Below are 15,059 nucleotides of genomic sequence, written 5' to 3'. Positions count from 1 at the left end.
CTGTATAAAATAAGCTTTTAACACCTTAAGTTATCAACAAAAAATGTCAATTTCAAGAACAAAATTCAACTTCAATCACAATAGCAAAATTCAATATCAATAACAATTTCAAGAACTACAAAACAAATTTTGAAAATTTAAAATCGACATTCAGCTGAATACTTCAAACAAATTAATATTTGTCATTACTGCTAACTGTTTGTACTTTTGCCTTTATGAATGATAATTTTATAACTGAATTCTTTGGTATAGGAATCCAAAACGGTAAAACCCCTGAAAACCTCGGCGTTTTATGGCGGTCTGCGCAAAATCTGGGTGCCAGCTTTATTTTTACTATCGGAAACCGATACGCCAAACAAGCCTGCGACACTCACAATGCCGTAAAATCGATGCCTTATTTCCATTACGAGACTTTTGAAGATTTTTTCAAAAACTTACCTAAAGGCGCACGCTTAGTTGGCGTTGAATTAGATGACAGAGCAGAAGATTTGGAAACTTTCGAACACCCAAGACGCTGTGTTTATTTATTAGGCGCTGAAGATAACGGTCTTTCGAAAAAAGCGATTGAAAAATGCCATTATCTAGTAAAATTCAAATCTGAAAAAAGCCTGAACGTATCAGTTGCAGGAAGCATTGTTCTTTACGACAGAAGTCGCAACAAACCGAGGTCGTGATTACTATTAATTTTCAGGCACAAAACCAATTTCAAATTAACCATTATAAAGACCAAAAAGCATCTGGCAGTGTTTTCACTCGTTAAACCGTTTGTAATTAATTGTTTTAATCAAACAAAACACCCATTAAAAAGTCTAAATCAAAGGTTTTGCATTTAGGACAGAAATTTTTACTTTTTTTATAATAGTCACTACCCCAATTATAACTTCCAATTCCTACATCATTTTTGAACATACTTGATTTATAATACGGAATATATTTTTCATTCTTTGTTACGATTGTAACGCTTTTATAAAAAAAGTAGAGAAATCTTTTTTTAACAATTTCTGTTTTTGTGTAATCATAAAGATTTATCTCTTCAATCTCATTAGATTCAATATTTAAGGCTGGCGCACCACAGTGAGTAAGATAACTAAATCTTCCTCCTCCAACAGCAATTGAATCTGTCTTATATCCACAATTGTTACACTTTGGTATTATTGTAAACCCCATATTATTTGTATTTTAAAATTTTCTAATCATTCTGTAAACAATATTCCATTTATACATTTATGAGAACAGCTTTTTATGCTCAATCGACTATATACAATGTGCAGATGCTATCACAGAATTGCATTCTGTGCTCATTACTATTGACAACTCAACCAAATTTAACAAAACAATTTATTTTTTAAACAAAAAAGCTACACCTTTTATAGAATGTAACTTTTTGACTTGTTTTGCCTGCTCATCTTTGTGGGCTCAGAATGCAATTTTGCGCTATCCAACTAAGTACATTTATTACATATCTAGAACATCTGGCTTTGTAGCTGTTTTTTTTGAAAATTTTATTTTTGGATTAATACCTACTACTTTTAGGTTATCTTTGAAAAAACAATTTTAAGAATTAAATATAATATGTTTTGTTGAAAATTTTAGAAAGATAAAAGTTTTAAATTAAATCCTAATGGATATAAAAGTTAGAAGTCAATTTCAAGAAAGATTGGTCTGTTTGTTTTTAAGATTAAATGGATATTTGCAGACTGGGTATATACCTCATTCAAATGAATGGGGAAATTCAGGCACAGATATAGATAGAATTGGCATAAGGTTTCCACATCATTCACAAGACGAGAGAGAAATTAAGAATTTTAAAAATTTAGATATACCTAAAAATTCAATTGATATTATCATAGCAGAGGTAAAAAATAATTCGTTGCAATTCAATGATCCAATTACAAAAGTTGAAAAACGAGCTGCCGAAAATTGGAAACAGATTCTAAATTGGATTGGATTGTTTGAAAAAGATGAAGTTAAATTATTAATACCGATTATGATTGATATTGCTAATAAAAACGGGCAAATCGAAGATTGTACCTTTTCACAATACACACACGAAAATAAATATGGGAAAATAACTATTAGACCAATTTTATTTTCCTTTGAGACGAAGAAAACAGAAACAAGTACTAAAAAATGGGTAAACGGAGAAGAAATATTATTATTTATGTGGCAATGTTTCTGTCCAGATATTAGAAGAGATTATTGTTCTACACAATATCCATTTACATTATGGGGAAATGAATTTTCAGATATTGTAGAATATTTAAAGGACAGGCATAAAAAGGGAATTGGAATTCCTAATTTGAATGAAATATATAATGATTTAACATAATTAATCAATAAATTTTATATAGTTCATTCATAGCAAATTAAGTCAAAAACTCAAAAAAATATGATACAACTCAAAATTTTAGAAGTTGCAGAAAATAATATTAGAGAGCAAAATGTATTAATAATAATCTGTAAGATAATTGACACAGTGCCAGATTCACTGATTAATCCAGATTCAAATGAATATGTATTTGTATTTGGAATAAATTCTACAACAAGTAAAAAAATTCAAAACAACCCTTTAAATAATATAGAAATCAATTTAAATGATTATGGTTTGAAAGAAATCAGGTTTGATGAAATTGACCAAAAGTTTGGATATTTTCATAATGATTTGTTAGAAGAAATTGATAGACTAAGGAAAAAGGAAAATCTTGATGAAGGAAAACTTATAAATTCTATTAGTGAATGTGTTTTATGTTGCCACACAGATATGTATTTTTATTTCCTAATAAATGTTGTTTTATTTCGCGAATCTGGATTATTTAATTTAACTGCGATTGATAGAAAAATATTTGTGGAAAAATATTTAAATATTCTGTCGGTAATTTCAAAAGAAGTATTTTATATAACGTATGAAGAATATAATATGCTATCAGATTTAGAAATATTATTTTTTAAAAACAATTATAAAGATGCCATTGAATATGGTAAAGAGCTTATTAACACAGTTTATTTATATATTGACAATAACGTTTCAGATGAAATAGCACAAATAATTGATAATGATAATTTTAAACAAAGATATGTGCAAGAGGTAATTATGTCGTCAATTCGAATTGTAAAACGTAGAATTAAAAATAATATTTCGTCATACGAATATTTCGATCACGAAATTAGTATTACAAAAAACGGAACTGAAATAAAAATTTTTCCAACTTTTCACGGTTTTAGGCAACGTAGTTATATTCTAGAACTTTCTAAAGAAGGTGCTCTTCCTGATAGATTATGCAAATATTTGAAAGAGCATAATATTACTCGTATTAATGATGTAGATTTTACAAATAAATTAAATAGTAAGTGGATTTTTAAGCACGATAACATTATATCACCATTTTTTGTTAATCAAATCAATTATAGAAATGTTTCAAAATTTAATCTTCAAAATCGAAAGTCAATCTTCACTTCAATTTTCAAACAAGGGCAATTAAATATTTCCCTTTTAAACTTGGATAATTAGTTAAAACTTAAAAAAAAAAAAAAAAATGGCAAATATTTTATTTTTAGGTAGAGAACCTATTAAGAATTATAATAAAAATCATCTTATGTGGATCTTAGACAATAACCACACTTAAAAGCATCCACAGATTCGCAGATTTTTACTTCAAAAACACTGACAAAATCTTCGAATCTGCGGTTATAAAACTCATGCGATTACAATAAAAAAAAAGCGGATTTCTACTATTCAGTACAAATCCGCTTTTTAAATATTAAAAAAGATTACTTCCTCATAATCCTCACATTCATCTCCTCTACTTTTTTATCTGATAAAGCAGATGGCGCACCAAATAACAAATCGTCACTGGTTCCTGTTTTAGGGAAAGCCATCACCTCTCTGATAGAAGCTTTTTTCTCCAAAATCATCATCAAACGATCAATTCCCCAGGCAATTCCTCCGTGTGGCGGTGCTCCGTATTGAAAAGCTTTATACATTGTTCCCACACTCTTAATCATTTCTTCTTTATTGTAACCCATATTTCTATAAGTTGCTTCCAGAATTTCCGATTTATGTGCACGAACTGAACCTCCTCCAATTTCATAACCGTTTAAGATAATATCATATTGTTGTGCAATGATAGTTCCGATTTCCTCTTCTTTACCATCCATGTGTTTTTGCAAATCATAAACAGCCGGCATTGAGAACGGATTGTGGGTAAACGTCCATCTTCCTTCATCAGTTTTTTCAAACATTGGAAAATCAACTACCCAAGCCGGACGCAATTCCTTCGGATTAATCAAATGCAACATTCTGCCCAGTTCCTGACGAACTGCATCCAAAGCCTTATTTGCCGTAGCATAATCGGCTGCTGAGAAGAACACAATATCACCTATTTGAGCATTTGCCGCCTTTATAATTCCTGCTGCAATTTCTTCACCTAAGAATTTAATAATCGGCGATTGTAATTCGTCTTCATTTACGATGATATAAGCCAATCCGCCCAAACCGTGTTGTTGTGCCACTGCAGTCAGGGTTTCAATTTGGCCTTTCGACATACGCTTACTCCCTTGCTCCTGAGCCGAAACTTTGATACATTTTACAATTCCGCCTTCTTCAATTGGTTTAGAGAAAACTTGAAACGTAGTATCTTTTACAATTTCGGTAATATCCTGCATTTTCAATCCAAAACGCAAATCAGGACGATCACAACCGTAATAATCCATCGCTTCTTTGTAGGTCAGTACTTCAAACGGACGCAAAATCCATTTGTTACCGTACACTTTTTTAACTACTTCATTGAATAACTTGGTGTTCAAATCAATAATTTGTTGCATGCTGGCATAAGACATTTCCATGTCTAATTGCGTAAACTCCGGCTGACGGTCTCCACGGGAATCCTCATCTCTGAAACAACGTGCAATTTGGAAATACTTCTCATAACCACTTACCATCAACATTTGCTTGAACTGTTGTGGCGCTTGTGGTAAGGTATAAAAAGAACCGGCCTGTTTGCGGGTAGGCACAATAAATTCACGTGCTCCCTCATCGGTTCCAGCACTTAAAATAGGTGTTTCTATTTCTAAAAACTCTTCTTCGTCTAAAATATCACGGATTAACTTAATCACTTTGTGACGGTTTACAATCGCACGACGTACCTCATCATTTCTATGATCTAAAAACTTATACTGAAAACGGGTTGCTTCATTGGTCTTAGCCGCTCTTTTGATTTCGAAAGGCAATGTTTTCGACAAATTCAAGATCTCCAACTCCGAAGTTTCCAATTCGATTTTACCCGTACGTAATCCTGCATTGAAATCATCCTCATTTCGACCTACCACGATTCCTTTAACAGCAATCACAGACTCTGGTTTTAATTTTACCAATTCGTCGATATTCGGGAACGATTCTCTACTGATACGAACCTGAAAAATTTCGTAGCTTGAATCACGCAAGTCAATAAACATCAATTCTCCGTGGTCACGAACACTCGCCACCCAACCTGATAATTGCACTTCCTGATTGCTATTTTCCTCAGATAATTGCGAAATTTTATGCGTTCTGTAGGTATCTTTTACTACAAGAGGAATTTCAGGTAAGGCTTCCTCCTGAATTTCTTTTTGCTCAGCAGTGACTTCTTTAGCGGCTTTTTCCTGTGAAGTTTTTTGCTCAGTAGCAACTCCAGAACTTAAGCTATCTAAAATAATCTGACGAATAACTTTTCCATTCGCTCCTTTTCCAAGCACTCCAAGTACTTTACCTACCAGAATACCTGCTTTTCCTTGGTCACCCGCTGCAATATCCTTGGCTACAGCCGCATTTTCAGCAATTACTTTAGCAATTACCTCCTGTATTTTATCTTCAGAAATGGTGTTTTCTTCAAAATATTTTTTATAATCGAATGCTGCATCTTTCAAATAACTCGCTAAGGCATTTTGCACCAAAACCGCAGTAATTTTTTCTGCTTTGAACAATTTGAAAATTTTGACAATATCCTGAACATTTTGGATTTTATCATAATCCTCGGCTTTGATATTATTTGATAAAGTTTTGGCAACAAATGAAGGGTCGTTGATTTCCTGATTAATAGTTACAAAGGTTTTGGAACGCAAGGCATCAGCGGTAAAAAACTTCGCATCCTGCGGTAAAACACCTCCGCCAATCAAAATCGATTCTACCGCAAAAGGTAAAGCAGCTAAATCTACATCTTTTGTCTCTTCAACCTCTTTCTTAATATTCACAAATGGCAAATCCGGTTCCGAAATAAAACGATAATCGGCTTCAAATTCCTTTTTACGCATCGTTTTGGTTTGCTTCAAATCAGCATCCCACAACACCGTCGTTTGATCAGGACGAAACTCTTTGTGCTCAATAAAATAATTGAATTGCTTTTCTACCTCTTCTTTCAGAGCTTCCACCATAAACTTAAACGAGTTCAGGTTTTTGATTTCGGTTCTTGGATTCAAATCATACGTATGTTTTTTACGCAAAGACACCGAAACATCCGATTTGAATTCTCCTTTTTCCAAATTTGCTTCAGAGATTCCTAAATTCTGAACAATACGTTGGATGTATTGCGCATAAGTTGAAGCATCTTCGATGTTACGAATACAAGGTTCAGTCACAATTTCAATCAAGGGCACTCCGGCTTTATTGAAATCCACCAAAGAAATTTTCTTTTCGTGCATCAATTTAGCAGCATCTTCCTCAATATGCACCTGAGTTAGATTGACTTTAAATTGTGTGCCGTCATTTCTATAACAACGAACTTCTCCATCAGGAATAATCGGATTATGAAATTGCGTAATCTGAATATTTTTAGGATTATCCGGGTATTCATAGTGCTTTCTGTCCCACGAAATCACTTCGTTGCTAAACGAAGAACCTACTGCTTTACCAAATTTAATCGCTTTTTTTATCGCTTCTTTATTTACAGCAGGTAAAACTCCCATTTGTCCGGTACACACTGAACATATATTTTGATTAGGTGTTTCTATTTCCTGATTTGGACAAGAACAAAACAACTTGGTTTTGGTATTCAATCGAACGTGTGTTTCCAGTCCGATAACCAATTCTAAATCGTGGGCTCTTAAAGCCGTCGTTAATTGTTCCAATTCCATTATATTGTATCTTTTAAGAAGTTAGCAAATTGCATCACTAATTCATCATTATTTTTTGCTGCCGTAATTTGCAGTCCGGTAGTTGTTCCTTGTGGCACAGTTAAAGTTGGTAATTGTCCTAAACTAAAACCAACTGTGTAAGCATCGGATAAATACATTGCCAAAGGATCTTTCAAACTGTCTCCGATTTTTGGCGGTGTACTTGGTGTTACGGGTGATAAAATCACATCCGCTTCTTTGAAATCTTCACTGAAATTTTCTGAAATCTGATCTCTCAAAGCCAATCCTTTCAAATAAATTTCATCAGAGAATCCCTGTGACAATACCTGGTTTCCACCCACAATTCTGCGTTTAGTTTCTTCTGAGAAATTTTCAGAACGGGTAACCGCATAACTATCTATCAAATTATCCCCTTCGATACGGTTTCCGTAATTGGTACCATCTAAACGGGATAAGTTAGAAGCTGTTTCTGCCATAGCCAAAGTATAATAAGTAGAAACTAAAATATCAGATTTAAAGAAATCCAGTTCTTTCACTTCAATTCCTTTTGCTTTTATTTTTTCAATTGTAGCTAAGAAATCCGCTTTAATTTTTGGATTTATAGCTTCGCTTTCGATAAAGTTTTTAAAATAGCCGACAGTTTTAATCGATGAAGTAGCAATCGCTTCCTCAGTAATTTCATCAGAAACGATTGAAGTTTGATCTTTTGGATCTTTTCCACTCATCACATTCAATACAATTCGGATATCTTCGATTGATTTTGCCAATGGCCCCACACAATCTGTAGAAGAAGCATAAGCCATCAATCCATATCTTGAAATTCTGCCGTAAGTAGGTTTCAATCCATAAATATGATTGTAACCGGCAGGCTGACGAATCGAACCTCCCGTATCTCCGCCAATAGAAAAAACAGTATAATCTTTAGCCACATTCACAGCCGAACCTCCACTCGATCCTCCACCTACTAATTCCGGATTTACAGCATTTTTTACCGCACCAAAAATGGTGTTTTCACTCGAAGATCCATGACCAAAACTATCACAGTTTTCTTTTACCAATGGAATAGCACCGGCATCCAATAATTTTTGAATAGCCGTTGCTGTATAAGGTGATTTATAATTTCTAAGCAATTCAGAACTTGCAGTGGTGTAAGTTCCCTGAACCATATAAACATCTTTGATTCCAAAAGGAATTCCTTCCAGTAAACCGATGGTTTCTCCGTTTGCAATTTTGGCATCTACTTTAGCAGCTAATTCCAAAGCCAAAGTATCCAATACAGAATTTACAGAGTTATAGGTATTTTGCTTAAGTAAGTCTAATTTTTCCTGTACTAAAGCCGTACAGCTTATTTGTTTTGACACCAGTTGCTGGTGTATTTTTTTTATCTGAGAATCCATTTTTATCCTTCTATAACTTTAGCAACTACCAAAAATCCGTTTTTCTTGTTTGGGAAGTTTTCTATAATAATTTCTTTTTCAATAGCCGAACTTTCCACCACCACATCTTCCCTTAAATCACCAACCGAAACACAATTATGATTGACATTATTTAAGGAATTCTCATTTGATGGATGTGCATTTTTAATCACCTCAAACAATTGGTTCACGCTCTCCGAAGGCTGCGCTCCTTTAATACTCGACAATATGTCGACTGTCATTATTTTACTCATAATTTTATGTAGTTTTAAAGTCAAACTTTTAAGCTCGCGAAATTACAAAAAGTTTTTTTAGGGTATGATGTTTTTTTAAATGATTTCAATTGTACAAAAGAGCCCCAAGAAAGAATCTACTCCACACTCTCAATCAAATACTTTGTCCCGTTAATTTCAAAAGTAAATCCCACGGAATTCCCCATTAATTTATTTCCCAATGGCGATTGAGGCGACAAAGCAATTACATTTACACCTTCAATATTTATTTTTGGCAAAGCCAATGAAACATATAAAAAAATCCCGTTGGCTTTTACCAAACTTCCTAAAGCGATTGTTTTTGCATTTATCGAAGCATCAATTTTATCCAAAACTGCTTTTTGATCTAAAACTTCTCTCAGTTTGGTATTGAATTTTTCCTGTTCCAGATGCATCATCGATAAAGCCGTTTCGTGCTTATCACCAGCCGAACCTTTGGCATCGCTTTTAGAATCTTCAGTCAAAGCCGAAATCATATCCCGAAAAGCATCAATCCGGTCTTCCACCATTCGGGAATAATATTGATGTATTTTTTGTTTGAAAGTCATCTGGAGTTTTTTTTAGCCAAGCGTCTGCAAATTTAATGCATTATCACAATATTCCACTTTTTCAGTCGGATTTAAAATTTCGAACCCAAAAAGCTAACAAATTTTTAATTAACTTCGTAAACATTCTATTATTAATCTAACGTTTAAAAGTATTATGAAAAAATCAAATTTTATTACCGCAGTCACTTTGGGATTGTTTCTATTTTTGACCACAACTACTCAGGCACAAAAATTTCCAGGTTTAGACAAAAGCCCAATGGACGAAGCCTTATTTCCTACTGACAGCAAAATCCCAACAAAAACAGCCAAGGTAATTTACAGCCGCCCACAATTAAAAGGTCGTGCTTTAAGCGAATTGACTCCTGCCGGAAAAGTTTGGCGTACCGGAGCTAACGAAGCCACCGAAATCACTTTTTACAAAGATGTTAATTTTGGAAAAACAAAAATCAAAGCGGGAACTTATTCTTTATATACCATTCCAAATAAAAAAGAATGGACCATTATTTTAAACAAAGACGTTAATATTTGGGGAGCATACAGTTATAAAGAAGCCAATGATGTCGCCCGATTAAACGTTCCTGCAACACAGGCAGAAGATGCTTTAGAAGCTTTTTCGATGGTTTTCACCAAAGGAGATAACGGAATGATTTTAAACTTAGGTTGGGACAAAACCCGAGTTGCGATTCCGTTTACAGAATAATTTATTCAACCAAAAAGTTTTCAATTTAACCACAATCCCGATAGCTATCGGGATTGTGGTTAAATACTAAAAATCAAATTTATAATTCACACCCACCAAAACCTGAAGTCCCTGAACCGGATAATTCATCCATTTTTGATAGGATTTATTCGTCATATTATTCAATTTCAAAAATCCGGTTAACTGCGAATTATATTTATAACCCACATGCGAATTCAAATCAAAATAACTCCCTAATTTCACCGGAGTTCCTTCGGAAACTAAATCGGTATTGCTTTGCATATCTTTTCTTTCGCCTACATAAAACACCTTTGCACCGGCATACCATTTTGGCGTAATATTAAAATCCAATGATGAATTCACTTCAACTGTTGGTAAATTCCAGGCTTCCTGCTCCACACTGTTTTTGTAGCTGCTAAAAGTTCCTCCAATTCCAAAACTTACATTTTGAGAAAAATCGGCTTTCAAATCTCCCGAAAATCTAAAAGTACGCACATCGTCGTAAATCACCTGAAAAGAATTTCCAAAAGCATAATCTTCATTAGCCGCATTCTCTGTATAATCATTACTTCTGTACAAGGATTTATTGCGTTCATTAACATAAGAACCACGTAAATTATAACTCACACTGGAAGCTAATTTCCCTTTCAGCCCGGCAAAAATATCATATTGTTTATCCGTTGGAGAAACACCTAAAGTAGGAGACAAAAACGGATTTTCGCTTACAAAATCACTATAGGAGTTTTGCTCCAAATTCCCTTCGGCACCGGCATAAAAAATCATCAAATCTTCCACAACCGGATAAGAAACATTAATATTTGGATAGATTAAAAATCGATTATCACTCCCTTCTCTGTCCATACTATAAAATAATTTCACTCCTAAATTTACATCCCAACCATTTTCCTGTAAATTTAAACTTGGCGCTATTCCAATATTAGTAAAACCATATTTCAGCTTCTCCGTATTGGTATTTTCATAATTTTCAGCAAAACTTCCGCCCACATAATCCACGATAATATCGGTTTTCACAAATTGGTCCGAAACATCAAATCGCAAAGAAGGTTTAATATAAAAACGATTCTCAGACGAATCAAAACTATCCGCAAAATGTTTGTATTTCAAAGAAAGCTCTTTAAAAGCACCTTCATAAAACTGCATTTTTCCTCCTAAAGAAATGCCGTTATACGAATGTTTTGAATCAATATTCCCAATCAAAGTATTTCTGTCAGTTGTACTTAACGAACTCCCGAAATCCATTGGCAAACCATACCAATTATACACCTGATTTTGATACCCTAAATCAACATTCCAGGACATTTTATCGTAATTAGCGCCATAAAAAGCATCCAAAGCCGTATCGTAAAACCAGTTATCCAATTTCACATTATTGATACCCCCCTGAGAAGAAAAATGACGAAACATTCCGCCTACATAATCATTATTTTCCAAGTCCTGATTAACAAATAATTCGGCATTAAGATGACCATAATTCCCTCCGGCAATAGTAACATAATTGTTATAAAATTTTTCTTTAGCCTCCTTCTCCACACCTTCCGCTTTCCCTTTAGCAGGTGTAAAAGTAGAAGCTACCGGAAATGAAAAAATGGAATACTTGATGGTTTCTTTCTTCGCATTTCCTTCATCATCCAAAACCGGTGATTCCTGAATTTTGGATGCATCCGAAACCGTTGGCGTATATGGTTTTACAATATTTACCTCTTCCGAACCAATGTTTGTATTTTTCTTTTGAGCAAAAGAAAATTGCAAAACCATCAAAAACAGACTTGTTATTATTTTATTTTGGAAATTGAATTTCATATTTTTTATTTTTTATATTTAAGAAGAAAGAGAAAAGAAACCAGAAAAAAGATAAAAACGGCAAATCCAGATTATGTTCTTTCCACTCTTAATTCTATACTCTTGTTTTTTACTTCTTTCTTCTAACTTTATTTAACCGACGAATTCGTTTTAGCTTCTTCTGCTTTTATAGCACTCAACTCTGTTTGCGCCTCAGCAACCACATCCGGATAATCTGAAAAATTCTGAATCACACTATCCAAAATATAAGTTGCCTGGAAACTATCTTTCAATCCGTAAAAGTTTTTAGCCATCAAAATCAAACCTTTGGCACCATAATAACGATAAGTGGCATAACTCTTCGCTAATTTCTGAACCGAAGTATTAGAAGCCTCAAATTTCCCTTCTTTGTTTTTAAAATAAGCATCATAATACAACGCTTCAGCTGCCAATTCCCCTTTGGCTATTGGAAGCACTTTGGCGTAAGCCGTTTTAGCTTTAGATTCATCTCCGGTTTGCATAGCCGAACGCGCGATGATAATTTGCGCATCACTTTTTACATTATCATCTGTTTTTGGATTTGACAAAACCTTATCAGCATACACTACCGCATTATTATAATCTTTCTTTTCATAATAACATTTCATCAAATTCGATTGAGCAAAAACCTTATTTTGATACAAATCGGCTTCATTTTCCAAACGCAATAACACCGGAATCGCCTTTTCTTTCGAACTGCCGCTCAATAAAATTTGTCCTAATCGGGTTAAGGATTGTTCGGTAAATTCATTTCTTGGTTCATTAACTACATATTCGTAATTAGGCACCGCTTTGTCTTTTTGTCCTTCGGCAAAATAAGCCTGAGCCAAATAAAAATTAGCTTTCAAAGCGTGAATTCCATTTGGAAAACTCGAAATATAAGCTCTGAATCCTGAAATCGCCTGAGTGGTATTATTTTGATCAAATTGTTTCATTGCCGATTCGAAAGTATCGTTGTCCAAATCAGCATCGGTAACTGCAACGAAATCTAAAGTTTTCACCCAGGTGGCATATTCATCTACTTTTCCGCTATCTACATAAATCAATCTTGCAGTTGCCACTGCTTCTAAGGCTTCGGATGTTTTTGGATATTCGGCTGCTACTTTTTTAAATTTCATCAAAGCTTCCGAACTTCTGTCGGAATTATAATAAACCAATCCCTGACGCAAAATAGCTCCTGAAGTAAAAGCGCCAGTTTTATATTCGGCTATTAATTTATCATAAGTTTTCAAGGCTGAATCCTGCTTGTCGGTCGCCACATAAGTATTCGCTAATTCGAACAAAGCATCATCACGGTAAGATGATTTTGGATAAGCCTGAATAAACGAATTCAAATCTTCAATTTTTCTGTCGTTTCTGGAAACAAAACCATAACACAAGGCTTTTTGATAATAAGCATAATCTGCATCAACGCTTTTCAATTCGATAACTTTATTGTAAGCATCCATAGCCGGCCAGTATTTCGAAGTCACAAATCGGCAATCGGCTAAACGCAAATAAGCATCGGTAATTCTAACTTTATCATCTTTTACCTTATCGATAAATTTTTGGAAAGCATCTCCGGCCGCATCGTATTCTTTCAATTTAAAATAAGCATAAGCCACATTATAACTGCTGTTTTTAAATTCCGGAGTCGATGCCGCAGCAGCCATTCCAACAAATTGCCTGAAACTCAACAAGGATTTATTATAATCATTCAACACATACTCGGTTTCTCCTTTCCAGAAAGTAGCTCTGGCAGTAAACTGCGCATCACTTGTATTAGCAAGCGATTTTTGAAACATCTGCAAAGCCGTATCATAATCTCTGTCGGTGTACAATTCCAATCCTCTGTAAAAAGTCACTTTTTGGTAAGCCAGTTTATTTTCAGGGCTTTTATTTTTCTCTAATAAAACCAAAGCCTCCTTGTAATTTTTAGAAGAAATATAAGAGTCAATCAATAATTTTTCTACTACGGAACGATTTGGATTATTTGGATATTTGTTGATAAAACCTAACAACACCGAAGGCACACTTTGATAAGAATTCCCTAATTCATAACTCAATTTGGCATAATTCAAATAGGCATCTTCCTGAATCGCCTCATCAAAAGACATTTCGGAAGCATTTTTAAAAGCATTCAAAGCCTGCTGTTTTTGGTTTAGTTTCAAATAACTTTCTCCCAAATGATAATAGGCATTTTGTGCCACGCCGTCTTTCCCTCCAATGATTTTATTGAACTGCGCTATTGCATTTTCATAATCATTTTGTTTGTAGTAAGCGTAACCTAATTGGTAATAATCGGTATTATTCCATTTTCCTCTTTTTCCTTTGTAGGCGACCAAATACGGAATCGCTTCGTTGTATTTTTTTAGGTTAAAATAGCTTTCGCCAATAATTTTATTCAATTCTGATTTTTCAGCAGGAGTCGATTTTGCCATTGCTTTTTGTCCCTGCCCGATGGCTTTCTCAAAATTCCCGGATTTAAAACTCATATCCGCCTGATAATACGATAACTTTTCAGCATATTTTTCATCAGTGGCTACCTGATCAAAATACTTATTGGCTTCCTGATAATTATCTCCTTCATAAGCCATAAAACCCAGATAATATTTAGCCTGAGGCCCATAAGTTTCAGAGTTCAGCACTTTATTGAAATATTTCGAAGCTTCTTTTTTGTCATTGGAATTAAAAAGACTGTAACCTTTTTGAAAATTAAAACGGTCTTTATCTTTTGCACTTAACTGACTTTCATCGGTTTTTTCAAACCAACGCAGCGCTTCTTTATAATTTCCCTGATTGAAATAATAATGTGCCACTTCGGTATAAGCCTGATTGCTTTTAGAACTTGTTGGATAGGTTTCTAAAAAAGATTCCATCAAAACATCCGCATTGGCGTGACCCAAACGCACCGCACAACTGGCATCATAATAGGTACAGTCGGATCTGGTTTCTTCGTCCTGAGTAGTTGCTTTTACTTTTTCAAAAAGATATTGTGCCGAAGCGTACTGATTGTCTTTGTACAAAGAAACCGCTCTGTCAAATTCTTTTAGTTTACTGGTATATATGGATGATTCTTGTGCCGAAAGCGAATTGGTTTTAGCTAAAACCAATAAAAAGAGTAGCCAGGAAAATTTGCGCATTTTTTCTATTTTTTATTCTTCAAATATATCATATTACAGGCTTTATAACGTTATACAAT

Annotated in this window: 11 protein-coding genes; 4 read left to right on the top strand and 7 right to left on the bottom strand. The window is 34.1% G+C overall.

The features are described 5' to 3' along the window. Window positions 1–215: 215 nt before the first annotated feature. Window positions 216–674: an RNA methyltransferase gene (locus H599_RS0106420; RefSeq protein WP_026713372.1), complete on the top strand. Its 459-nt coding sequence runs from the start codon at window positions 216–218 to the stop codon at window positions 672–674. A 106-nt stretch (window positions 675–780) separates the two neighbouring features. On the opposite strand, the gene H599_RS0106415 is transcribed toward H599_RS0106420, so the two are convergent. Beyond that, window positions 781–1,167 (bottom strand): hypothetical protein, encoded by a 387-nt coding sequence (locus tag H599_RS0106415; protein ID WP_026713371.1) that lies wholly within the window; start codon window positions 1,165–1,167, stop codon window positions 781–783. 454 nt (window positions 1,168–1,621) lie between these two features. Here H599_RS0106415 and H599_RS0106410 point away from each other — a divergent pair, with 454 nt between their 5' ends. Continuing rightward, the gene (locus H599_RS0106410; protein ID WP_026713370.1) at window positions 1,622–2,329 is read left to right on the top strand and encodes a hypothetical protein; all 708 of its coding nucleotides are present in this window, start codon (window positions 1,622–1,624) and stop codon (window positions 2,327–2,329) included. A gap of 60 nt (window positions 2,330–2,389) precedes the next feature. Continuing rightward, window positions 2,390–3,508, top strand: a complete 1,119-nt coding sequence (locus tag H599_RS0106405; RefSeq protein WP_026713369.1) for a hypothetical protein — start codon at window positions 2,390–2,392, stop codon at window positions 3,506–3,508. Between the two features lie 260 nt (window positions 3,509–3,768). Here H599_RS0106405 and gatB/aspS read toward each other — a convergent pair whose 3' ends face one another. The 4 genes from gatB/aspS to H599_RS0106385 form a co-directional block, all read right to left on the bottom strand. Next, the gene (gene gatB/aspS, locus H599_RS0106400) at window positions 3,769–7,104 is read right to left on the bottom strand and encodes a bifunctional amidotransferase subunit GatB/aspartate--tRNA ligase AspS (protein ID WP_026713368.1); all 3,336 of its coding nucleotides are present in this window, start codon (window positions 7,102–7,104) and stop codon (window positions 3,769–3,771) included. Then, entirely contained in the window at window positions 7,104–8,501 is a 1,398-nt protein-coding gene (locus H599_RS0106395; protein ID WP_026713367.1) for an amidase family protein, read from the bottom strand. Before H599_RS0106395 ends, gatB/aspS begins: the two co-directional genes overlap by 1 nt. Window positions 8,502–8,503: 2 nt before the next feature. Beyond that, on the bottom strand, window positions 8,504–8,773 hold the full coding sequence (locus tag H599_RS0106390) for an Asp-tRNA(Asn)/Glu-tRNA(Gln) amidotransferase subunit GatC (RefSeq protein ID WP_026713366.1): 270 nt from the start codon (window positions 8,771–8,773) through the stop codon (window positions 8,504–8,506). 116 nt (window positions 8,774–8,889) lie between these two features. Continuing rightward, complete coding sequence (locus H599_RS0106385; RefSeq protein WP_026713365.1) at window positions 8,890–9,339, bottom strand: hypothetical protein; 450 nt, start codon at window positions 9,337–9,339, stop codon at window positions 8,890–8,892. 154 nt (window positions 9,340–9,493) lie between these two features. Here H599_RS0106385 and H599_RS0106380 point away from each other — a divergent pair, with 154 nt between their 5' ends. Next, entirely contained in the window at window positions 9,494–10,039 is a 546-nt protein-coding gene (locus H599_RS0106380) for a DUF2911 domain-containing protein (protein WP_026713364.1), read from the top strand. Window positions 10,040–10,105: 66 nt separating this feature from the next. Here the strand turns inward: H599_RS0106380 and H599_RS0106375 are convergent, their stop codons facing one another. After that, complete coding sequence (locus tag H599_RS0106375) at window positions 10,106–11,860, bottom strand: TonB-dependent receptor (protein WP_026713363.1); 1,755 nt, start codon at window positions 11,858–11,860, stop codon at window positions 10,106–10,108. Between the two features lie 128 nt (window positions 11,861–11,988). Beyond that, window positions 11,989–15,000, bottom strand: a complete 3,012-nt coding sequence (locus H599_RS0106370) for a tetratricopeptide repeat protein (RefSeq protein ID WP_026713362.1) — start codon at window positions 14,998–15,000, stop codon at window positions 11,989–11,991. Between the last annotated feature and the right edge of the window lie 59 nt (window positions 15,001–15,059).

This window comes from Flavobacterium daejeonense DSM 17708 (genome assembly GCF_000425425.1).
In the GTDB taxonomy this organism is placed as follows: domain Bacteria; phylum Bacteroidota; class Bacteroidia; order Flavobacteriales; family Flavobacteriaceae; genus Flavobacterium; species Flavobacterium daejeonense.
This window is presented reverse-complemented; position numbering and strand designations above follow the sequence as displayed.